The organism is Dyella sp. S184 (assembly GCF_009766065.1).
In the GTDB taxonomy this organism is placed as follows: Bacteria; Pseudomonadota; Gammaproteobacteria; order Xanthomonadales; family Rhodanobacteraceae; genus Rhodanobacter.
Map to the genome: position 1 here is coordinate 482,054 of NZ_LMUE01000009.1, position 22,220 is coordinate 504,273.

Annotated in this window: 23 protein-coding genes; 9 read left to right on the plus strand and 14 right to left on the minus strand. The window is 63.7% G+C overall.

Features of this window, described 5'->3' with window-relative positions; genetic code table 11:
• Positions 1–11 precede the first annotated feature (11 nt).
• On the plus strand, positions 12–833 hold the full coding sequence (locus tag GSQ75_RS14395) for a cytochrome c (RefSeq protein ID WP_158755545.1): 822 nt from the start codon (positions 12–14) through the stop codon (positions 831–833).
• Here the strand turns inward: GSQ75_RS14395 and GSQ75_RS14400 are convergent.
• The 4 genes from GSQ75_RS14400 to GSQ75_RS14415 form a co-directional block, all read right to left on the minus strand.
• Complete coding sequence (locus GSQ75_RS14400) at positions 819–1,850, minus strand: aminopeptidase (protein WP_158755789.1); 1,032 nt, start codon at positions 1,848–1,850, stop codon at positions 819–821. The two genes, GSQ75_RS14395 and GSQ75_RS14400, sit on opposite strands and share 15 nt — an antisense overlap.
• 94 nt (positions 1,851–1,944) lie before the next feature.
• Positions 1,945–2,331, minus strand: coding sequence for a hypothetical protein (locus tag GSQ75_RS14405; RefSeq protein WP_254058590.1), 387 nt, complete (start codon positions 2,329–2,331; stop codon positions 1,945–1,947).
• A 128-nt stretch (positions 2,332–2,459) separates the two neighbouring features.
• On the minus strand, positions 2,460–3,155 hold the full coding sequence (locus GSQ75_RS14410) for a histone H1-like repetitive region-containing protein (protein WP_158755546.1): 696 nt from the start codon (positions 3,153–3,155) through the stop codon (positions 2,460–2,462).
• Positions 3,156–3,279: 124 nt separating this feature from the next.
• On the minus strand, positions 3,280–3,891 hold the full coding sequence (locus tag GSQ75_RS14415) for a rhomboid family intramembrane serine protease (protein WP_158755547.1): 612 nt from the start codon (positions 3,889–3,891) through the stop codon (positions 3,280–3,282).
• Positions 3,892–4,089: 198 nt separating this feature from the next.
• Between GSQ75_RS14415 and GSQ75_RS14420 the strand changes: the two genes are divergently transcribed.
• On the plus strand, positions 4,090–4,977 hold the full coding sequence (locus GSQ75_RS14420; protein WP_158755548.1) for a PhzF family phenazine biosynthesis protein: 888 nt from the start codon (positions 4,090–4,092) through the stop codon (positions 4,975–4,977).
• A 23-nt stretch (positions 4,978–5,000) separates the two neighbouring features.
• Here the strand turns inward: GSQ75_RS14420 and GSQ75_RS14425 are convergent, their stop codons facing one another.
• Together GSQ75_RS14425 and GSQ75_RS14430 are read right to left on the minus strand one after the other, a co-directional pair.
• A complete protein-coding gene (locus GSQ75_RS14425) occupies positions 5,001–5,885 on the minus strand; it encodes an NAD(P)-dependent oxidoreductase (protein WP_158755549.1) in 885 nt (294 codons plus the stop codon).
• A 70-nt stretch (positions 5,886–5,955) separates the two neighbouring features.
• The gene (locus tag GSQ75_RS14430) at positions 5,956–7,134 is read right to left on the minus strand and encodes an NAD(P)/FAD-dependent oxidoreductase (protein ID WP_158755550.1); all 1,179 of its coding nucleotides are present in this window, start codon (positions 7,132–7,134) and stop codon (positions 5,956–5,958) included.
• 136 nt (positions 7,135–7,270) lie between these two features.
• Here GSQ75_RS14430 and GSQ75_RS14435 point away from each other — a divergent pair, with 136 nt between their 5' ends.
• On the plus strand, positions 7,271–7,753 hold the full coding sequence (locus GSQ75_RS14435; RefSeq protein WP_158755551.1) for a YajQ family cyclic di-GMP-binding protein: 483 nt from the start codon (positions 7,271–7,273) through the stop codon (positions 7,751–7,753).
• Positions 7,754–7,771: 18 nt separating this feature from the next.
• Here GSQ75_RS14435 and GSQ75_RS14440 read toward each other — a convergent pair whose 3' ends face one another.
• The gene (locus tag GSQ75_RS14440) at positions 7,772–8,437 is read right to left on the minus strand and encodes an NrsF family protein (RefSeq protein ID WP_158755552.1); all 666 of its coding nucleotides are present in this window, start codon (positions 8,435–8,437) and stop codon (positions 7,772–7,774) included.
• 5 nt (positions 8,438–8,442) lie between these two features.
• On the minus strand, positions 8,443–9,108 hold the full coding sequence (locus GSQ75_RS14445; protein ID WP_158755553.1) for a sigma-70 family RNA polymerase sigma factor: 666 nt from the start codon (positions 9,106–9,108) through the stop codon (positions 8,443–8,445).
• Between the two features lie 164 nt (positions 9,109–9,272).
• Between GSQ75_RS14445 and GSQ75_RS14450 the strand changes: the two genes are divergently transcribed.
• The 4 genes from GSQ75_RS14450 (at position 9,273) to GSQ75_RS14465 (ending at position 13,710) form a co-directional block, all read left to right on the plus strand.
• Positions 9,273–10,994 (plus strand): cytochrome c biogenesis protein DipZ, encoded by a 1,722-nt coding sequence (locus tag GSQ75_RS14450; protein WP_158755554.1) that lies wholly within the window; start codon positions 9,273–9,275, stop codon positions 10,992–10,994.
• A gap of 36 nt (positions 10,995–11,030) precedes the next feature.
• A complete protein-coding gene (gene msrB, locus GSQ75_RS14455) occupies positions 11,031–11,630 on the plus strand; it encodes a peptide-methionine (R)-S-oxide reductase MsrB (protein ID WP_158755555.1) in 600 nt (199 codons plus the stop codon).
• A gap of 125 nt (positions 11,631–11,755) precedes the next feature.
• On the plus strand, positions 11,756–12,433 hold the full coding sequence (locus GSQ75_RS14460; RefSeq protein ID WP_158755556.1) for an SH3 domain-containing protein: 678 nt from the start codon (positions 11,756–11,758) through the stop codon (positions 12,431–12,433).
• Positions 12,434–12,630: 197 nt separating this feature from the next.
• Positions 12,631–13,710 carry an aromatic ring-hydroxylating dioxygenase subunit alpha gene (locus GSQ75_RS14465; protein WP_158755557.1) on the plus strand — a complete coding sequence of 360 codons (1,080 nt, stop codon included), beginning with the start codon at positions 12,631–12,633 and terminating at the stop codon, positions 13,708–13,710.
• Positions 13,711–13,815: 105 nt separating this feature from the next.
• Here GSQ75_RS14465 and GSQ75_RS14470 read toward each other — a convergent pair whose 3' ends face one another.
• Entirely contained in the window at positions 13,816–14,247 is a 432-nt protein-coding gene (locus tag GSQ75_RS14470) for a hypothetical protein (protein ID WP_158755790.1), read from the minus strand.
• 174 nt (positions 14,248–14,421) lie between these two features.
• Between GSQ75_RS14470 and trxC the strand changes: the two genes are divergently transcribed.
• Together trxC and GSQ75_RS14480 are read left to right on the plus strand one after the other, a co-directional pair.
• Complete coding sequence (gene trxC, locus GSQ75_RS14475) at positions 14,422–14,865, plus strand: thioredoxin TrxC (protein WP_158755558.1); 444 nt, start codon at positions 14,422–14,424, stop codon at positions 14,863–14,865.
• A gap of 84 nt (positions 14,866–14,949) precedes the next feature.
• Positions 14,950–16,455 carry a peptidase S10 gene (locus GSQ75_RS14480; protein WP_158755559.1) on the plus strand — a complete coding sequence of 502 codons (1,506 nt, stop codon included), beginning with the start codon at positions 14,950–14,952 and terminating at the stop codon, positions 16,453–16,455.
• Positions 16,456–16,504: 49 nt separating this feature from the next.
• Here GSQ75_RS14480 and egtD read toward each other — a convergent pair whose 3' ends face one another.
• The 5 genes from egtD to GSQ75_RS14505 form a co-directional block, all read right to left on the minus strand.
• Positions 16,505–17,494, minus strand: coding sequence for an L-histidine N(alpha)-methyltransferase (egtD, locus tag GSQ75_RS14485; protein WP_158755560.1), 990 nt, complete (start codon positions 17,492–17,494; stop codon positions 16,505–16,507).
• Entirely contained in the window at positions 17,491–18,741 is a 1,251-nt protein-coding gene (egtB, locus tag GSQ75_RS14490) for an ergothioneine biosynthesis protein EgtB (RefSeq protein ID WP_158755561.1), read from the minus strand. Before egtB ends, egtD begins: the two co-directional genes overlap by 4 nt.
• Before the next feature lie 243 nt (positions 18,742–18,984).
• Positions 18,985–19,368, minus strand: coding sequence for a hypothetical protein (locus tag GSQ75_RS14495; RefSeq protein ID WP_158755562.1), 384 nt, complete (start codon positions 19,366–19,368; stop codon positions 18,985–18,987).
• Between the two features lie 63 nt (positions 19,369–19,431).
• Positions 19,432–21,618: a bifunctional 23S rRNA (guanine(2069)-N(7))-methyltransferase RlmK/23S rRNA (guanine(2445)-N(2))-methyltransferase RlmL gene (gene rlmKL, locus GSQ75_RS14500; protein ID WP_158755563.1), complete on the minus strand. Its 2,187-nt coding sequence runs from the start codon at positions 21,616–21,618 to the stop codon at positions 19,432–19,434.
• Entirely contained in the window at positions 21,615–22,142 is a 528-nt protein-coding gene (locus GSQ75_RS14505; protein ID WP_158755564.1) for an alpha/beta hydrolase, read from the minus strand. Before GSQ75_RS14505 ends, rlmKL begins: the two co-directional genes overlap by 4 nt.
• Between the last annotated feature and the right edge of the window lie 78 nt (positions 22,143–22,220).

Consider the following 22,220-nt stretch of genomic DNA (forward strand, 5'->3'; position numbering starts at 1 on the left):
CGGAGTTCGCCATGAAGCAGACCATCCTTTGCCTGTTGGCGCTATGCATGATCCTGTCGGCAGCCGCTGCCGAACTGAAGGTCGACCTTGGCCATGGTGTCGCCATCTATGACACTGAAACCCTGCTCAAACGCCACGACCTGCGCACGATCAACGTGCCTGGGGATGTCGCGTTCGGACGCATGATGCATTATCGCGCCGTTCCGCTGCTTGCGCTGCTCAAGGGCATCACCAGCAGCGACCATCTGCAGTTCGTCGGCAGCGATGGCTTTGCCGCTGAAATTCCAGCAGCGCTGCTGCTGAACCAGTACGGCAGCGAAGCATGGCTGGCGATCGAGGATCCAGCCCGGCCCTGGCCCAGCCTGAGCAAGGACCACGGCCACGCCGGACCGTTCTACGTGGTGTGGACGCAACCGCAGGCCGCCCATGTCGGCCCGGAGCAATGGCCGTACCAACTCGCGACGATCCGCAAGCTGGACAGCGTGGCCGAGCGCTTCCCGGCCATCCTGCCGGATCCCTCGCTGCCTGCGAGCAGCGACGTGCGGCACGGCTTCATCGTGTTCCAACACACCTGCTTCGCCTGCCATACGCTCAATGGCGAGGGCGACGCGAAACTCGGGCCCGATCTGAATATCCCGCTCAACCCCACCGAATACCTGCGCGCGGACCTGCTGCGCGCCTACATCCGCAATCCGCAGTCACTGCGGCAGTGGCCGCAGGCCAAGATGCAGGGCTTCGACAACCAGGCACTGTCCGATGCCGATCTCGATGCCGTGCTGGCGTATCTGCGGCATATGGCGGGGCGCAAGGCGCCAGCCTCAGTTGCTCACTGAGCCGCTCCGTTCATCCAACAGGCGTTGCAACTCCTTGTCGCGCGCGTCTGCAGATTGACGCGCCAGCGCACGCACCTTGGCATAGAACACCGGCCATTGCTGTCCAGCGCGCTGAAAAAGTACGGCGAATGCTGGTGTCCACTGGTCGTACAGACCGAACGGCAACAGCCGTGCATTGTTGATCGGCTGCGCCACCCAGGCATCGTAGCCGTGCTCGTTCGGCCAATCGCGATCGCGCCATTGCGCATAACGCGTGCGGAACGCCTCGATCTCGTGCTGCTTGCCAGCGGCCATCGCAGATTCGGCCACGCCGCTGGCATACAGGGTCTTCAGGCGCTCGCGCAGGTCCAGCACGAGCTGGGTGAAACCATCATCCATCGCCTGCGCGCGATCGTCCTGCGGCGGCAGGCCGCGAGACTGCCGCCACTCGCGCAAGCCCTCGGTCTGCACGAAGGTAGCGAAGGATTCATTGAATGCAGTGTCGTCCTTCACGTAGATCAGCTGGTGTGCCAGCTCGTGGAAGATCGTGCTGTCGAGTTCGTCGTCGTCCCAATCGAGCATGCTGCTGAGGATAGGATCGGCAAACCAGCCAAGCGTGGAGTACGCCGGCACACCGCCGATCCAGACATCGTCGCCGCGAGCCTGCAGCCGCGCGGCATCAGCCTTCGCATCGGCCTCCTTGAACCAGCCGCGATAGGCGACACAACCTGCGATCGGGAAGCATTGCGGCAACGCCTCCACCGAGAACTGCGGTGCGGCAAACACGTTCCACACTACATATCGCCGGTGCAGGTCGACGTAACCGGTGTAACTGCGGTTGTCTGGCAAGACTAGCCGCTGCGAGGCGAACCGGCGCGCCTGCTGCGCCAGTTGCAGACGGGTGGCGAGTTTGGGGTCCGTGGCTGGATCGCTGACGACGGCACTCACCGCACGCCGATGAACGACCAGCTCGCCCTGCCCATGCGCGGCCTGTGCGTAGTAACGCAGGCTGCCGCAGGCACAAAGCACAAGGCCCACCGTCGCGATGACGATGAGCCTTGAATAACGGATGGATCGCGGCGCGAATCGAAATCGGGGCATGCCGCGATTGTGCCTGAAGCATCAGGCTTGACTAGTGACCAGTATGACTGCCGCCACCGCTGCCATGGGAGGCACTGCCTCGGGTCGCGCCATGCGCACCTTGCCAGTGGCCACCCGAGCCACGGTAACCGCGATAGCCATACCCACCACGGTAATAGCCTGGGCCGCCGTACCAGATGTTCACACCCGGCCCGTAGCAGCAGCCATAGTAACCGTAGCCGTTGTAACCGTAATAGCCGTAGTAACCGCCGTCGTAGTAACCCGGGGCTGCGTAGTAGCCGTTGTCATAAACCGGCGCAGCCTGCGTGTAGTAGGCGCCACCATAACCGACGCTGCGCACATACCCCGGATCGTAGTAACAACCTGACAGCGTCGCCGCAGCGACCATCAGTGCAAGACCAGCCAACAGGCGTTTCATGATCCGTCTCCACCGGGAGTGACGGCACCATACTGCACCGTGCTGCTTGAATGCGTACTGAGTTTTCGACACATGGCCGACCGTCATTTACCTGCCAGCCATGTGCCGCGGATGGGCCACAACATGACTCAATCCTTGCGCTTGCTCTGCTCACCGCGCTGGGGGGCCAGCACGCGGCCATCGCCCCGCTCGACGACTGCATCAGCAAGGTGCATTTCTGCACCATTCGAGTCCGGGTGTGTCGGACTAGCGCCCGGCCAGCTCGGCCCTTGCCGCACCCGCTCCTGCTTGGCCTCGAGGAGTGCCTGGATATGCGCTACGGCTTCTTCGGGGCTGATGTGCTTGATCGGCGCCTCGACCACCGGGCGCTTGCGTGGAGCCGGCTTTTTCGCAGCGACAACCGGCTTGCTCGTCGGCTTGGCTGCTACCGGTTTGGCGACGGCCCTGCTGACCGGGCGCTTGGCAACCTTTCGGGTGGCCGGTTTTTTCGTAGCCACCTTCTTGGTGGTGATCTTGCGGCCGCCAGCCTTCTTGGCAATGGCTTTCTTTGCTGCCGGCTTCCGGGTCGCGGCTTTCTTTGTCGCCACTTTCTTCGCAGCGACCTTCTTGGCAACAGCTTTCTTGGCAACCGGTTTCTTCCGTGCCGGCTTCTTCGTCGCTGATTTTTTGGCGGCAACCTTCTTCACGGCCTGCTTGCGTGGCGCTGTCTTGGCTGCGCCACGTGCAGGCGCCTTCCTCACAGATGCCTTCTTGGCGGCCGTCTTTTTGGCGGGGGCCTTCTTTGCCGCGGACTTTTTCGCAACCGACTTGCGGGTCATAGCCATGCGTTCGTTCTCCTGCGGTGATCAAGGGTATCGAGGCCAGTATGCTCGCCCCGATGCCACAGATCATCATCGACGGCGTGATGTCTCCGTCATGAGCGTGCGCTCGTGTTCACCTTGGACTTCATCATCGAAAGCTTGGCTGCATCAGTGCATTGAGGAAATGCGGCAGTACCCGCTGGTCCACTAGCAGGGTAAAAACCACCCCGTACGCTGCTCCCCACAGATGCGCGCTGTGATTGATGTTGCCCTGCCCGCGCCGGTCCATGTAGATCGAGTAGCCGGTGTACAGCACCGCATAGATGATCGCTGGAATGGGAATCGCGAAGAAGACATTGATAGTCGCCCACGGCGCCAGCAGGATGAAAGAAAACAGCACCGCCGACACCGCACCCGAGGCACCGAGGCTGCGATAGTTCGGATTGGCGCGATTCTTCAGGTAGGTCGGCAGGATAGATATCACCAGACCGCCGATATAGAACAACGCAAAACCGAAGGTACCCAGCACCCTGGTGAAAAACCCCTCCATCGCCTGGCCGAAAAAATACAGCGTGAGCATGTTGATCAGTAGATGGGAGAAGTCCGCATGCACTACCCCGTAGGTCACCAGTCGGTGGTATTCACGCTGGCGGGTGATCGCTGGCGGCCACAGGATCAGGTCGTTCATCAAGCGGCTGTTCTTGAACGCCATGAACGAAACGATGCAAGTGATCGCGATGATGACCAGTGTGATCGGCATAAACGGTTCCGCAGTAATGGCAAAACGTGCATCTTGGCGTTCTGACCCGTTCTTGTCGACTTTCCACAGGGACCGCGCCCCGCAGAACGGGACTTATGCCCTGTCCCTGTGCCGATATACCGAACGGTCACTGCACGAATCGATGGTGCGCAGCTATCATTCGTGGCTTTACGCGGCATCCAGCTGCGGCCCGGAATCATGACCTTGCTTCGTTACCTGCATCTGGACGTCTTTGCAGCCACCCTCGGCGGCGGCAATCATCTCGGCGTAGTCATCGGCGCGAATGACTGGAGCGCCGCGCAGATGCAACGTTTCGCGCGCTGGACCGCGCTGGTCGAGACCACCTTCCTGCTTCCACCGACCGATCCTAAGGCCAGCTACCGCGTGCGCATCTTCACTCCGCACAAGGAAATCCCGTTCGCCGGCCATCCCAGCATCGGCAGCGCACATGCGGCACTTGCCTGCGGCTTGGCCGAACCTCGCGATGGCTTGTTGTGGCAGGAATGCGGTGCTGGCGTGCTGCCGATCCGCGTCGAGGGCAGCGGCGCCAGCCGCGAGCTGCTGCTGCAATCACCCGGCGAACGCGTACTGGATACCGGTTCCGCGGCACATCCGTTGCTGCCCGCGGCGCTGGCCGGCATCCGCCTCGGCGCGCTGCCGCCGGCACTGATCGACGGTGGTCGGCGCTGGTGGCTGGCTGAGGTTGCAGACGAAGCCTGCCTGCGCGCCTGGCAGCCCGATCATGCAGCAATCGGTGCACTGGCCCAGGCCAGCAACAGCATGGGCTTGTGTGCGTTCGCGCGTAGTGCAGGTAGCGAGTATCAACTAGTCGTACGCGCGCTCCCCGCTGGTGTCGGCATCGTCGAGGATCCCGCCTCCGGCGCCGCCAACGGCCTGATCGCCGCTTATATCGCGCGCACCGAACCGCAGGGCACGCTGGCCCGTGGCTATCACGTCAACCAGGGACGCGAGATCGGCCACGATGCACGACTGGTCGTGCAGATCGACGGCACCGCGATCTGGGTCGGTGGGCGCAGCCACATCGTGATTGACGGCACCCTGGACTGGGACCCACGCGTAGCGTGATGCCCACCGCGTGCGGATGAGGCCTACACGCGCTCGTCCAGATGTGCGCGACGCGCAGCCACCAGCGCCAGTGCTGACCAGTCCAGCTCCGCATCGCCCATGGCCAGCGCTTCCAGCAGGCTGTCGCGCAGCACGCCGGCGAATGGCAGCGGCACGCGTGCCGCCGAACCTGCCGTCAGCGCAAGCTCGACATCCTTCAGGCCCAGCGGTAACGTAAATCCGGCCGGCTTGAAGCGCTGCTCGGCGATCAATTTGCCGTAACCCTGGTACGCCGGTGCGGCGAACAAGGTGTTTGTCATCACCTCGAGGAAGTCCGCGGCGCTGACGCCATGCGCACGGGTCAACGCAGTCGCCTCGGCCATGCTCTCGATCGCTGCGGCCAGCATGAAGTTGCCGGCAATCTTCGCCACATTGGCGCGTTCCGGCGCATCGCCCAATGGCCATAGCTTGCTGCCCATTGCCTCCAGCAGCGGCCGCACGCGTTCGACCGCGGCCGGCTTGCCGGCCACAAGAATATTCAACCTGGGTGCAGCGGCCATGTCCGGACGCCCGAATACCGGTGCGGCCACATACTCCAGCCCGCGCTTCGCATGTTCCTCTGCGAGCTGCTTCACCAGTGCCACCGAGATCGTCGCGTGATTCACATGCACGGTGCCGGGATCCATCGCATCCAGCAGGCCGCCGTCAAGGAAGACCTCGCGCACCGCCTGATCATTAGCCAGCATGCTGCACAGCACATCGCCCTGTGCGGCCCGATCCGCCGTGCTAGCGACTTTTGCACCTAGCGATGCCAGCGGCTCGGTGGCCGCGACGGAGCGGTTCCACACGGTCAGCGTGTGCCCAGCCGCCAGCAGGTTGCTGGCCATCGCGCCACCCATCGAACCGAGACCAATAAATCCGACCTTCATACAGATTCCCTCATCATCGACTGGGGCGCAGTGAAACATGTGCCGCGTTCATGACGTGCGAAAGCGAAAACTAAACCACCTCACCCGCCGCCTGCCCAGAGGCCCACGCCCACTGGAAGTTATAGCCGCCAAGCCAGCCGGTAACGTCGACCACTTCGCCGATGAAATATAGCCCTGGCACCAGCTTCGACTGCATCGTGCTGGAGGACAGCCCGTCGGTGTCGACGCCGCCCAGAGTGACTTCGGCGGTGCGATAGCCTTCGGTGCCGCTGGCGGTGATCGGCCACGCGTTGAGCTGCGCACCGATTTGTCCCAGCTCGGCTTCACGGTACTGACGCATTGGACGACTCTCGAACCACTGCTCGCACAATCGCTGCGCCAGTCGTTTCGGCAATACCTCGCCGAGCACGGTTTTCAGCTCAGCCAACGGCCGCGCCGTGCGTTGCTCTACCAGGTAAGGGCCGACGTCCATATCTGGCAACAGATCAATGCGCAGATCGTCGCCTGGCTGCCAGTACGAGGAGACCTGCAGGATGGCTGGACCGCTGATACCGCGATGAGTGAACAACAGGCCGGCACGGAAACTCTGTTTCCCCACGCGTGTTTCCACTGCTGGCAGCGCTACTCCGGCCAGGTCCTGGTAATGCTCCTGATGCTTGCCGCTCAAGGTCAGCGGCACCAGCCCGGCGCGGGTGGGCAGCACGGCATGACCAAACTGGCGTGCCAGCTCGTAACCGAAACCGCTGGCGCCCATGCTGGGAATCGACAGGCCACCACTGGCGATCACCAGCGACTCGGCATGCACTTCACCGTGCGCGGTGAACACGCTGAAACCCTCCGGAGTCTTGCGCACGCGCCGCACACCACAGTTCGCTTCCACCGTGACGCCGGCGGCAGCGCATTCGTCCAGCAGCATGCGCACGATCTGCTTGGACGAGTCGTCGCAGAACAGCTGGCCGAGCTCCTTCTCGTGGTAGGCGATGCGGTGTTTCTCGACCAGCGCGATGAAATCGGCCGGGGTATAGCGCGCCAGTGCGGACTTGGCGAAATGAGGATTGGCCGAGAGGTAGTTCGCCGGCGTCCCGCCGGTGTTGGTGAAATTGCAACGACCACCGCCGGACATCAGGATCTTCTTGCCGACCTTGTTGGCGTGATCGACCACCAGCACGCGGCGCCCACGCTGGCCCGCGGCGATCGCGCACATCAGCCCGGCGGCGCCGGCACCGATGATCAACACGTCCGTTTTCAAGAACTCACCATGGTTACGCCGCTTTGCTTTTGCTCGTCATCCCGGCGCAAGCCGGGATGACGGAGAGAGAAGCGCGGCATTATCGCCCAGATGCATCGCTTACACTTCCCACTCCGCTTCCCATCGAGCCGCCACCATGCCCTCCTTTGACGTGATTTCCGAAGTCGACAAGCACGAACTGACCAATGCAGTCGACCAGGCCAACCGCGAGTTGACCACCCGCTTCGACTTCAAGGGTCAGGACGCGTCGTTCGCGCTGGACGAGTTCGTCATCACCCAGAGCGCCCCCAGCGAGTTCCAGCTGCAGCAGATGCTGGACATCCTGCGCGCCCGGCTGATCGCACGGAAGATCGACACCCGTGCGCTGGACGTCGGCGATCCGGAAACCAACCTGGGTGGGTCGCGGCAGAAGATCACCGTGAAGCAGGGCATCGAGCAGCCGGTGGCGAAGAAGTTGGTCGCTTCGTTGAAGGCCGCCAAGCTAAAGGTCGAGGCGCAGATCAACGGCGACAAGCTGCGCGTCACCGGCAAGAAGCGCGACGACCTGCAGGATGCGATGGCGGTGCTGCGCAAGGCGGAGGTCGAGCTGCCTCTACAGTTCGACAACTTCCGCGACTGAATTGCCAAGCTCCTGAAATCAGGCTCTTGAAAGCAGCCGGCCGCCCATCGCGGCATTGACGGCGACCACCACGGCCACCGCCAGCGCGTGCGTCAGCAGATCAGTCGCGGCCGCATCGTATGAATGGCAGATCTCCAGCAGGCTGGCCGAGGCGGCAGCGCTGGCCAACCCGATCATTACGGCAGTGAGCACCGGCCGCAGCGGACAGGCACGGCGCAGCAGCAGGATCAGCAGCGCGGACAGCGGCACCGAGAAGCTGATGATGAAGACCAGGCAGTCGGCGGACTGATGCATGGTGGCGAGCTGGGTGCCCGGAGCGATCAAATCGCGCACGTGTATGCGCAGGCACCCGAGGCCGCTGGCGCCGATCCACAGCAAGGCGCCCGGCAGTGGCAACCACGCCCAGGCCGCCGGGCGCCCGGGCACGCCCAAGGCAAAAGCAGCCCACGCCGCCGTGATCGCGGTAATCACTGCACCCATGCCAGCCCAGCCGAGATCAGGTGTGCCAGCCCAGCGCCGCAACATCGGGTCCGCGCCGTAATGCATCAGCAGTACCGCCGCGATCGCCGCCACGACCAGCAGCCAGCCGGCGGTGCGCAACCACGGCGGCAACAGACGCCGCACCGGCACCAGCTCGGTGCCGAGCTGGTCGATCAAGGCCTCATGCGATCGCGGGTCGGACATGGTGTTCAAGATTCTCCATGAAAACGATCGCGCAGCGCCTTCAGCGCGCGATGTAGGTTCACTTTCAACGCACCGGTGTTACGCCCGGTGAGTTCGGCTGCTTCGCCCAGCGAGCGCTCGCGCAGGCCAAGCTGTTCCACCGCTTCACGCTGGCCCGGCGGCAACTCGGCGATCGCCGCACGCAGGCGCTGCGCCCGTTGCTCGCTTTCTACGGCAGCGCTGGCATCGTCGACATCGGGGTGGTGATCCAGTGCGAATTCATCATGCACCTCGCGGCTGTCACGCCGACCGCGACTGCGCAGCGCATCGATCGCACGACGGCTGGCGATCGCGCTGAGCCACGCATCGTACGAGCGCGTCGGATCGTAGGTATGGCGCACGCGATGCACGGTGATCAGGGTTTCCTGCACCACGTCATCGAGATGATCCTGCGCCACGCCCTGCCGACGTGCCGCTGCGCGAATCAGCGCCACCGAATCGGCCAGCACCCTTTCGTAGGCACGCCGGTCACCCGCCTGGGCCGCGGCCATCCACGCCGCCCGACGCTGGTCGGGCGATTCGCTATCGTTGGCTGCGGCAACATCGACTGACACGGACTGACCGGCACTCGCCCACGGGCTAAGGCCACTATCTAGACTCATGAAGCCGGTTGCGGTCAAGGCTTGCGGCATGGCCGCTCCAGATCGGGAACTCTTAAATCAGGCATTCGCTGCATCTCGCGCAGGAGTTACTTCGTATTTATTCATCGCGAGGCACGTGTTACCGGCACCCTCAGAGGTAACCGCAGCCAAACTGTCCGCGAATAGCCATACACCTCCCAACGGATGACGCTTTCATGCTCGTGTTGATCCTCGCCTACCTCGGCGGCGTACTGACCATCCTCAGTCCCTGCATCCTGCCGGTGCTGCCGTTCGTGTTTGCCCGCTCCGACCGGCCGTTCATGCGCAACGGCCTGCCGATGCTGGTGGGCATGGCGATCACGTTTGCCGCGGTGGCCACGCTGGCCGCGCTCGGTGGAGGCTGGGCCGTGCACGCGAACCAGTACGGCCGCATCATCGCGCTGGTGGTGCTGGCCTTCCTCGGCCTGACCCTGCTGTCGACCCATCTGGCTGAATGGATCACCCGCCCCTTCGTGGCGCTGGGCAACCGGCTGTCGCAGCGTTCGGCCGGCGATGGCGATTCGATCTGGTCAGCTGCCGGCCTCGGTGTCGCCACCGGCTTGCTGTGGGCGCCGTGCGCCGGGCCGATCCTCGGCCTGCTGCTGACCGGCGCGGCGCTGAACGGTGCCAGCGTACAGACCACCCTGTTGCTGCTGACCTATGCAGGTGGCGCGGCGACCTCGCTTGGGCTGGCGCTATTGATTGGCGGCAAGGTGTTCGCGTTGATGAAGCGCTCGCTGGGTGCCGGCGAATGGGTGCGCCGCGTACTCGGCGTGATGGTGCTCGCCGGCGTGGCCTGCATCGCGCTGGGGCTTGATACCGGCCTGCTTACCCGCGTCTCGCTGGCCAGCACCGGTGGCATCGAACAGAAGCTGATCAATGCCGTACGCCCGGCACCGGCACCAGAACCCGTGCTGAAAGCCGGCGACCCGTTGCCGGTGGAAGGCCAGATGCCGTCGCTGGCTGGCGCCACACAATGGATCAACAGTCCACCGCTGACGACCGAATCGCTGCGCGGCAAGGTAGTGTTGGTCGACTTCTGGACGTACTCCTGCATCAACTGCATCCGCTCGCTGCCGTATGTGCGTGGCTGGGCCGACAAGTACAAGGATCACGGCCTGGTAGTGATCGGCGTGCATGCACCGGAGTTCGCGTTCGAGAAGGATCCGGCCAATGTCACCAAGGCGGTCAAGGATCTCGGCGTCGACTACCCGGTCGCGCTGGATAACGACTACGCGATCTGGCAGGGCTTCCACAACGAATATTGGCCGGCGCATTACTTCATCGACGCGCAAGGGCAGATCCGTCACCACCACTTTGGCGAAGGCGGTTATCAGGAAAGCGAGGACGTCATCCGCCAGCTGCTGACCGCGGCCGGCCAGAAGGATCTACCCGATGGTTACGTCAGCGACGACCATCATGGCGTCGAGGCCACCGCATCGAACGACCCCATCCGCTCGCCGGAAACCTATGTCGGCTATACACGCGCGCAGAATTTCGTCGGTGGCAAGGTGACGCGTGACGACGACGCGGATTACCACGCACCCAGCACATTTGCGGCGGATCAATGGTCGCTGGATGGCCACTGGAATGTACACGGCGAAAGCGCACAGCTGGAAAACGCCGGTGGCAGCATCGTCTACCGCTTCCGCGGCCGCGACCTGCACCTGGTGCTCGGCCCGGGCAGCGATGGCAAGCCGATCCGCTTCCGCGTCACCATCGACGGCAAAGCACCCGGCGCCGACCACGGCATGGATACCGACGCCGACGGCAACGGCACCGTCAGCGCGCAGCGCCTGTACCAGCTGGTGCGGCAAGCCAACGGCAGCGGCGAACGGCTGTTCCAGATCACCTTCCTCGATCCCGGTGTGCAGGCGTACGCCTTCACGTTCGGCTGATCCTTCTCATCCACAAATATCTCCAAGGAGGTTGTCATGTCACGTCTTGATGAAACCCTCGCGATGGATCGCCGCCGTTTCCTGCGCACCGCGCTCACCGGGGGCGCACTGCTGGTGGCCGGCGGCAGCCTGGTCATCCCGCGCCTGTTCGCCGCTGACAACATGCCAGTCGGCAAGCCCGGCAACGTGCTGCTGGAAATCTTTGCCGACAACGGGCGCGACCTCGGCCCACGCCAGGTGCCGAAGCTGGTGCTGACCGAAGCGCAATGGCGCCAGCGGCTGTCACCGGCGGCCTTCGACGTGATGCGTCGCGACGGTACCGAAATGGCCTTCAGCGGTCCGCATGAAAAGCTCGGGATTGGCCTGTTCCGCTGTGCTGGCTGCGCTACCGCACTGTACGACGCAGCAACCGAATTCGACTCCGGCACCGGCTGGCCCAGCTTCTGGCAACCGATCGCGGCACGCAACGTGGTACAACGCAACGACAGCAGCTTCGGCATGGATCGCACCGCGATCAGCTGCGCCGGCTGCGACAGCCACCTCGGCCACGTGTTCGACGACGGCCCGCAGCCGACCGGTCTGCGCTATTGCATGAACTCGGTGGCGTTGCGCTTCGTGGCACGGACGACGGGCTGAGCTGTACCGGCGGTATACCGGCGCTGTACCGGACATGACCTGCCAGCGATTCGCCCATGGCACCGCCACATAGGCGTACGCATATACTGCGGGCGTAATCCAACCAACCGCTGGAGATCGTCCGCATGAAACGTCTGGTGTGGTCTGCCCTCGCACTGTCCCTGGCCATCCCCATGCTCGCGTATGCGGCGGATGGCTATGTCACCGGCAACGTCAATTTGCGTGCCGGTCCCGATCCAGGTTACCCGCTCGTTGACCAGCTTCCCGCCGGCACCGCAGTCAACGTGCAGGGCTGCACCGATGGCTGGGAATGGTGCGATGTCATCAATGACAATGACGGCAGCCGCGGCTGGATCGCCGGCAATTTCATTCAGTACGATTACCAGGACCAGCCCGTGCTGCTACCTGAGTACGGCGCGGAGATCGGCATTCCGATCGTCGCCTTTTCGATCGGTGCCTACTGGGACAACTACTATCGCGGCCGGCCGTTCTATGGCGATCGCGCAAGCTGGTACAACCGCCCCATGCCGCACCGCCCACCGCCGCGGCCGATGCCGGGTGGCCCGGGTCAATGGCATGGACCCAACGGAAATCCTGGGTATCAGCGGCCAGGGCATCTGGGGCCGGTGAGTCCGGGATATCCGGCACAGGCTGGCAGGCCACCGGAGCATGCTCCCACGCCCGGCGTGTATCCAGCTGGCAACCGTGCGGCAACCCCTGCTCAGACACAGCAGCGAGCGCAGGCACGTCCCGCAGCCAAACCCGCCGAGCACAACGATCATGACGACAACGGCGGTCATTGATCGCTGATCGCACGAGCAGGCAAAGCATGACGCAGGGCTGGATGATCGAGCATCATTCAGCCCTGCCAGTTGCTGGACATGGGCTATCGAACTCCGCTGAGCACGTCGGAGTACCTGCTAACTACGACCTAGCACCCCTTCCCGTGGACTGATCGACGGTCAATACTCCGGCATCGCATCTGAGCGGAGCGTTGCCCATGGCTGACCTGTTTTCTCCCGACGTGCTTGCCACACAACCGCTCGATCACGCACTGGCGCTGCCGGCACGCTACTACACCGATCCGCAGGTGCCGGTACTTGATGCTTCGGCGGTGTTCGCACGCAGCTGGCAGCTGGTGTGCCATCAATCGCAGCTCAGCGGCGTGGGCGATCATGTCGTCACCGCCATTGCCGGATTGCCGCTGCTGGTCGTGCGCAGCGACGAAACCACGATCCGTGCCTTTCACAACGTGTGCCGGCACCGCGCCGGGCCGATCGCCAGCTGCGATGGCCGTGGCGCAACCTCACTGCGCTGCCGCTACCACGGCTGGACCTACGGACTGGACGGCATGCTTCGTGGTGCACCGGAAATGGGGCGTACACCGGACTTCGATCCCGCCACGATCCGATTGCCGGAGGTGCGTGTACAGGTGTGGCAGGGCCTGGTGTTTGTCGCTACCGGCGACGCGCCTGCGTTCGAGAATTTTGTCGCCGGCATCAATGCGCGGCTGGGCCCGGAGCGCTCGCTGGCCGGCTTCGAGTTCCATCATCGTTCCAGCTACGACGTGGCATGTAACTGGAAGGTGTACGTGGACAACTACCTGGAGGGTTACCACGTGCCGCATATCCATCCAGGCCTGAACAGCCTGCTGGATTACCGCAGCTATATCACCGAGACCGCCGAGTGGTATTCGTTCCAGTTCAGTCCACTGGAAAGCGGCGACGATCTCTATGGCAGCGGCGAGGCGCTGTACTACTTCCTGTATCCGAACGCGATGCTCAATATCCTGCCCGGACGCCTGCAGACCAACCGTGTATTGCCATTGGGCGTGGATCATTGCCGCGTCGAGTTCGACTTCTACTATGCGCCGGATTCGAGTGCTGCCGGACAAGCGCGCCGCACGCGGGACCTCGCCTTCAGCGACGAGGTGCAGCAAGAGGACGTGACGATGTGCCAGGACGTGCAGCGCGGCCTTGCTTCCGGTTCGTATGAAGCCGGCCGACTGAATCCGCTGCGCGAGAACGCAGTACATCACTTCCACGAACTGCTGCGCCGCGCGTATCGCGAGCACGCATGACGATCGGCGCACGGCCGTTCGGGCGTACTGGTCTACAGCTCGCGGGCACTTATTCGGCACCGGCATGAATCGCTGCAATAAGGCGGTGTGCTGGTGCTGGCCACGCTACCGATCTTCCTGTGACAGCGTCGCATGGCGCGACCATGGCCACCAGCCATGTCCTGACTGCGCATAGCGGTCCGCGGCACGCTCGAACGGATTGCGCACGCTGACGCCGCCGCTTAGCAGGTACAGCGGCAGGAACAGTGGACCGAGCAGCATGTACTGGTAGACATGGGCGCGCTCGTGATCGGCCAGTGACACCGGTAGTTCGATACCGCGTCCGGCGCGATGCGCATAGGTATGGCAAGCGATGTCCAGCCGCTCGCCGGTATGCAGGATCACGTTGCCGAGGGTCAGCGCGCCACCCGCACCCCACGGCCAGCAACGCACCACCACCGCCAGTTCGCACCTGTGCCAGCGCATGCGCGCTCCGAACGCGAGGCCGATGAGCCCAGACAGCAGCCCAAGCAAGGTGTTCGGCAACGTCCAACACATGCCGAGCGTGATCAGGCCACGCCATGGCAGGCCTGAGGTGGGCGCACTGAATTTGCGAAACTGTTTCTTCATGTTCAACGGCTTCGACTACCTGCAGTCGGCTTGGATTTGCGAACCGCCGCCGCCATCTTGTCGATCATGGTGCTGTATGCCCATCCCTTGCCGGAGTCTGCCATGAGTACACCACTGACCATACCCTGTCCGCATTGCGGTGCACTCAACCGTGTACCGGCCGAACGCGTCAGCGAGAAGCCTGCCTGCGGACGCTGCAAGCAGGCACTGTTCGACGGGCATCCGGCCGAGATGACTGCAGCGAATTTTGACGCGATCACCGGTCGCGGCGACATCCCGGTACTGGTGGATTTCTGGGCACCGTGGTGCGGGCCATGCGTCGGCTTTGCACCGGTGTTCGTGCAAGCCACCAGCAGGTTCGAGCCACGCCTGCGGCTGGCCAAGCTCGACACCGAGGCGCAACCGCAACTGGCGCAGCGCTTCGACATCCGCAGCATCCCCACCCTGATCATGTTCCACCAGGGACGCGAGGTTGCGCGGCAATCTGGTGCGTTGAACGCGGCGCAGCTGGAGCAGTTCGTCCAGGCGGCGCTGACGCAGGTTTGAATCAGTGCGACCCATGCCTTTCTGCACACTCCCGGCGCGACGCAGCCGGTTAGGCTTGGATCTTTCCCCGCGAGGAACCGATCCGTGCGCAAGTCCCTGCAAACCGCCCTGCTGGCAACCCTGATCGTTGCCGGATTCAATACCTCGGCATGGGCGGCCGACGCTCACAAGCCGCCGCCGGCACAGGACGAGGCCAACAAAGACGGCTTTCACCTGCCACCATTCCCGGCCGACGCGCACGTGTCGCAATCCGCGACGGTGGATGGCAGGACATTGAAATACACCGTCACCGTGGGCTCGCTGCCGGTGCGCGACGAGAAGGGCAACATCACCGGCGAGGTGGTGTTCACTGCCTACACCATGGCCGGCAAGGACCGGCCGGTGACGTTCGCGCTCAACGGCGGCCCTGGCGCTTCGTCGGTGTACCTGAACCTCGGTGCGATCGGCCCGAAGAAGGTGAACTTCGGCGTCGAGGGTGACAACCCCTCCGATCCAGCGACGCTGCACGACAACCCCGGCACCTGGCTGGGCTTCACCGACCTGGTGTTCATCGATCCGGTCGGCACCGGCTTCAGCCGTGCGCTGGTGGATGACAAGGAAGCGACCAAGCAGTTCTACAGCACCGACAACGACATCAAGTACCTCTCGCGCATCGTCTACGACTGGCTGGTCAAGAACGGCCGCATGACCTCGCGCAAATACCTGGTCGGCGAGAGCTATGGTGGCTTCCGCGGCCCGCGTATCACCGATTACCTGCAAACCCAGCTCGGCGTGGCGATGAACGGCGTGGTGCTGTTGTCGCCGTATCTCGATCCGGCAGCATCCGACGACGAAAACGTCTCGCCGCTGCCGTGGATGCTCACGCTGCCCTCGATCGCCGCTGCTCATCTGGAACGCGAGCACAAACTGACCCCGGAAGCGATGGGCTCGATCATCGACTACACGCGCAGCGCATATGCCAGCGACCTGATGAAGGGTCGCGCCGATCCGCAGGCAACCGATCGCGTGGTGAGCAAGGTCACCGAACTGACCGGGCTCGATCCGCTGTTCGTGAAGCGTTCCGGTGGCCGATTGGAAACCCAAGCCTATCTGCGCGAGGTCTACCGTGCCGAAGGCCGGCTGGGCAGCCGCTACGATTCCAACGTCACCGCATGGGACCCGTTCCCTTATGCACCGCACCAGGAGACCGGCGACCCGATCCTCAACGGCATCATCGCGCCGACCACCAGCGCGATGGTCAACTTCGTCACCCAGACGGTGGGCTGGAAATACGAAGGTCGTTACAACGCGTTGAGCTACGAGGTGAACAAGTTGTGGCATGAGGACGACGACGCCAACAAGGGCTCGGTATCGCAACTGCGCGAAGCGGTCGCCAACGACCCCGGCCTACGCGTATTGATCGGCCACGGCTGGGACGACCTGTCCTGCCCGTTCATGGCCTCGGTGCTGATCGTCGACCAGATGCCGGCGATGGGTGACCCCACCCGCGTGCAGGTGAAGGAATATCCGGGCGGGCACATGTTCTACGCACGCACCGACAGCCAGGCTGCCCTGACCGCCGACGTTCGCGCGTTGTACGACGCCAAGTAACGCCTTCTGCCGGGGCTGCCGCAAGGCACGCCCCGGCCCACGAAGCTACTCAGCGCGCCACCGCGCTGGCACGCACCAGATACTGCAGGCTGAACATCCGCGCGGGATCGGTCCATACGCGCAGCACCGCCAGGCCGGCCTTGGCGGCCAATCCAGCGAAATCGGCCAGCGAATATTTGCAGCTGTATTCGACCTGGATAGCTTCGTCTTCGCGGAACGACACGTTCACGCGTCCGACCTTCACCTGCTGCTCGCGGCGACTGACGATATGCGTCTCGATGCGCCCGGCCATCGGGTTGTAGTGTGCCCGATGCGCAAATGCCGACAATTCGAAATTGCTGCCGATCTCGCGATTCAGCCGGGTCAGCATGTTGAGGGTGAATGCCGCCGTGATCCCAGCGCGATCGTTATAGGCAGCCTCGATCAGCGTCATATCCTTCTTCAGATCCACCCCGATCAGGATGCCGCCGGCATCACCCATCTCGTTACGCATCTTGCGTAACAGCACCGCTGCTTCGCGGTTCTCGAAATTGCCGATGGTCGAGCCAGGAAAATAAACCACTGTGCGCCGCGGCGCGCGCGGCGGGATAGGCAACCGCAGCGGCTTGCTGAAGTCAGCGCACAGCGGCTGCAGCGGCAGCTGCGGAAACTCCGCCGTCAGGCGCTGGATACTCTGCCGCAAGGGTTCGGGGGAAATTTCCACCGGCACATAGGCGACCGGCGCATGCAAGTGCTGCAGCAGCATGCTGGTCTTCTGCGCGTTGCCGCTGCCGTATTCGACCAGCCGCACGTCACTGCCGAGGGTGTCGGCGATGTTGTCGGCGTGTTCGGCCATCAGCGCGATTTCGCAGCGGGTGAGGTAATACTCTGGCTGCTCGCAGATCTGCTCGAACAGGGCAGAGCCGCGCTCGTCGTAGAACAGCCACGACGGCAGCCGCTTGGGCTTGAGCGCGAGCCCACGCTGGGCGATCTCCAGCAAATCGTTTACCGGCGGGCGACGATCATCGTCGCTGACGCCACAAGGTTGCACACTGCTCATCGGTCCTGTCCCAGTCGTAGCCCGGCAAACTGCCAGCGGGCATGGGGTGGAAAAAAATTGCGGTAACTGGCGCGGATGTGACTGCGCGGGGTGACGCAGGAGCCACCACGGAGCACCCACTGGCCATTCATGAATTTACCGTTGTATTCGCCCAGCGAGCCGGGCAGCGGACGAAAGCCCGGATAGCTGACATAGGGCGAGGCGGTCCATTCCCATACGTCGCCATACAGCTGCAGCAAACCGCCAGTGTCTGTCGCCGCACGTGGCTGGAAGCGCTGCTCATCTTGAAGGTTGCCAGCAACTGCCATGCCTTGCGCTGCCGACTCCCACTCGGCTTCGGTCGGCAGCCGCGCACCGGCCCAGCGGGCGAAGGCCTCGGCTTCGTAATAGCTCAGATGGCACACCGGTTCATGCGGATCGAGCGCACGCACGCCGGCCAAGTTGAATTCGCTGGCCAGATCAGCCTGCCAGTACAACGGATGCTGCCAGCCCTCGCGCTGCACCATGGCCCAGCCATCGGAGAGCCACAGGCCGGGTTCGCGGTAACCACCTTCGCACACGAAGGCCGCGTACTCGGCATTGGTCACCAGCCGGTTGGCCAGTGCGTGCGGCGACAGCAGCGTGCGGTGACGCGGGGTTTCATTGTCGAATGCAAAACCCTCACCACGATGACCGATCTCGACGATGCCTTCGCGTCCATCGACAAAGCGTAGCGGCACCGCTTTCGCATTCATCGCCGCAGCCGGGAGTGCCCGATACGCTGGCTGCAACGGATTGCACCAGAACGCATGCTTGATGTCGGTCAGCAGCAGCTCCTGGTGCTGTTGCTCGTGCTGCAGCCCCAGTTCGACCAGTGCAGCCAGCTCGGCATCGTCATTGCCGGCCAGCAATCCAATTACCGCGTCGTCGACGTAATGCCGGTACCCGTAGACTTCATCCAGCGAGGGCCGCGACAGCAGGCCGCGTTGCGGCCGCGCATGCATCGGACCCACCGATTCGTAATAGGAATTGAACAGGTAGTGCCACGCCGGCTCGCGCGGTCGGTAGGCTGGGTCGTAGCCCAGTACGAACTGCTCGAAGAACCAGCTGGTATGCGCCAGATGCCATTTGCCGGGACTGGCATCCGGCATCGACTGCACCAGCAGATCCTCGGCGCTCAAACCGCTGCACAGATCGAGGGTTCGCTGCCGCACCTGCCGGAATCGCACGGCGATGCTTGATGGCGCAGACAACTGTCCCTTCGCCATCAATGCCACCACGACACGGCTGACAGCATGGTCGCAACACGGGATGCCTTGCGGCGTGGATCGTTCAAAAACATGGCCGGCAGCATGCCCTGCCTATCGTTCAAATCGTGTGATACGCAGATGACGTTTGATCGCAATCACGAACGACCCACACGAAAGGCCACTCGCTCCCCCAGCCCATGGTGCACAGCAAAAAAAGAGCCCGGCAAGCCGGGCTCTCTTGATTACCACCTTGTGGCGGGATCAGTTGCTGTAATAACCGTCGTCGCGGACGTAACGCGCCGGCGGCGCAGTGTTATAGACGACCGGCGGGGCGTTCTGATAGACCACACCCGGCTGGGCGTAGACCACGCCCGGCTGCGCATAAACCACCTGTGGCGCGTAATACACCGGCGGTGGCGCCAGGGCATTGGCCACCAGCCCCACTACCGCACCGGTAACAAGTGCGCCGGCAATCCAGCGACCGCCACTCCAGTAGCCACCGCCATGGTAATAACCATGGTAGCCACCGCGATAACCATAGCCGCCCCAGCCGCGAGCCGACGCGCTGAGTGGCATGGCCACTGCTGCCGCGACTGCCAGACTGATGACTGCCAGCTTGCCCGCATTACTGAAACGTTTGCTCATGGCACTTCTCCGTTAAGACAATGCCTATGCTCGTCTCGCCGCGCTTAATGTGGACTGAAGGGTTCATTTTTTAATGCGGGCGGTGTCCCACGGGTTAATCCCGGCGTCAGGTTTGCGCCGCCGAAGCAGCCAGCAGCCGTGGATGTCGGCCCGGCGGGCGAAATCGAACGGGATGCTGGGCACGGTCCAGTCCTCGATCTCATAACGCTGTTCCAGCTCCGCGCGGTCGAGCTTGAAGCGACGGAAGTTGTTGGAGAACACGATCACGCCGTCACGGGTCAGCCGCTCGTTGCAGGCATCGAGCAGCTTCACGTGATCGCGCTGCACGTCGAAATCGTCGGCACGCTTGGAGTTGGAGAACGTCGGCGGATCGACAAAGATCAGCCCGTAGTGCCCACGGTCGCGCTGCAGGAATTCCAGCGCATCGAACTGCATCAACCGGTGACTCGAACCGCTGAAGCCGTTCAACGCGAGATTGCGCGAGGCCCATTCGAGATACGTAGCGGACAGATCCACGCTGGTGGTTTCCAGCGCACGGCCGGCCGCCGCGTGCACGCTGGCGGTGGCGGTATAGGCAAACAGGTTGAGGAAACACTTTCCATCGGCCAGCTCGCGCACTTTCGCGCGTACCAGCCGGTGATCGAGGAACAGCCCGGTGTCGAGGTAATCGGTGAGGTTGACCAGGAACTTCAGGCCGCCCTCGTCCACCTCGATGAACTCGTTGCGCTGATCGAGCTGGCCGTACTTGGAGCCGCCCTTGCCGCGCTCGCGTGTTTTGATCGCGATGCGTTCGCGCGGCACGCCCAGCACTTCACCGGCGACGCGGGCGATTTCGCGCAGCCGCAGCCGCGCGATGTCGGCGGGCACGTCGGCCGGTGCGCGGTATTCCTGGATGTGCAGATGATCGTCGCCACCGGTGTCGCCGTAGACATCGATCGCGGCAGCGTACTCAGGCAGATCCTGATCGTAGGCACGCCAGCAATGGATGCCTTCGCGGGTCAATCGCTTGCGCAGGTGCTTGAGGTTTTTCTCCAGCCGGTTCTTCAGCATCTGCGCGCCGGCCGACAGCGGCTTCGGATCGCGCGGTGCTTCATCACGCTTGCTCAGGTCGAACGTCAGCAGCACGGTTTCCAGTGCGCCGTTGTACAACGCATAACGCTTGTCCGCATGCAGCTGCATGGCGCGGCCCAGCTCCACGTCGCCGGCCAGCACGGCAGCACGCCAGCCGGTGAAACGCGCGCGCAGAGCGTCGCCCACGGCACGATAGAGCTTCGGCATTTCGGCGCGCTCGCCCAGCCGCTCGCCGTAAGGTGGATTGGTGATGACCAGGCCGTAGTCGATGCCGGGCGGTGGCGCGGCGTGCGTCACATCCTGCCGGTCCAGCGTAAAGAAACCGGATACACCGGCTTCCTGAGCATTGCGCTTGGCTGTCTGCACCATGCGCGGATCAGCGTCGCTGCCGAAGAACACGCTGCGCAGGCCGCGCAAGCCCGTTTCGGCGCGCTGGTTCGCCTCATCCAGTAGACCGCGCCACAACGCGATGTCGTGCTGCTGCCAACCGAGGAAACCGAAATACTCGCGGTGCAGGCCCGGCGCCACGTCGGCCGCCATCAAGGCACCTTCGATCAGCAAGGTGCCGGAACCGCACATCGGGTCAAGCAGCGCACCGCCGGCGGCATACACCTCGGGCCAGCGTGCACGCAGCAGCATCGCAGCGGCGAGGTTCTCCTTCAGCGGTGCCTCACCCTGCACTTCACGCCAGCCTCTGCGGTGCAACGGCGAACCGGCCAGATCGAGCGACACGGTCGCACGATCGCGGCGCAGACGCAGGTTGATGCGGATGTCCGGCTCGTCGGTGTCGATGCCCGGCCGGTTGCCGTCGCGCTGGCGGAACTGGTCGACCACCGCATCCTTCGCCCGCAAGCCGATGAACTGGCTATGGGTGAGCTTGCTCATCGCGGTACCCGCATCCACCGCGAAGGTGGCATGCGCGGCCAGATGCTGGCTCCAGTCGATATCCTGCACGCCGCGATACAACGCATCGTCATCGGCCGCATCGAACTCGGCCAGCGGCAACAGGATGCGGCTGGCCAGCCGTGACCATAGGCAGGCGCGATAGGCAGTTTCCAGCGTGCCGGAGAAATGCGCGCCGGCCAGCGCCTCACGGACGTCGCTGGCGCCGATCGCGATCAGTTCGTCGCGCAACAGATATTCCAGCCCCTTCGGGCAGGTGGCGAAATAGTGGCTCATGCGACGTTCGCCCGTTGATCAAGCATGTGCCGGAACTGCGCGGCGATCACGTCCATGCAGGCACCCAGCCGATGGTCGTCATCCAGCACCAGCATCGGCAGGCGGCGCTGGCCGGCAAACGCATGCACGCCTGCCAGCGGGCAGACCTCGTCACGCCAGCCATGGATCAGCAGCGTGGGCACGCCACGGCGCAAGTCGAATGCGCGCGCATAGCCGGGAATTTCGCTCGGCGTAGCCAGCAGCAGCAGGCCAGCCACCGGTACATCCAGCGACGCCAGTCCGGACACGAACGCGCCCATGCTGGAACCCACCAGCAACGGCGGTACATCCAGCGCCTCGATAGTGGCGCGCAGGCGGGCGATCCGTGGCGCCACCGAGCCGGCATGGCCGCGCGCGTCGTCGGCACGGTAATCCGGTCGTTGCGTGCGCCAGCCCAGCGATTCGGCCAGTGCGGCCAGCATGCTGACCTTCGTGGCGTCCGGGCCGGAATCCGAGCCGTGCGAGAGAATGATCTGGCCGCGCATGGCGGTCTCCATGAAAACTTCGAAAAGCCAAGGCGGGCATGGTAACAGGCGGCCTTCTCCGACCGGCCTCATGCGCCC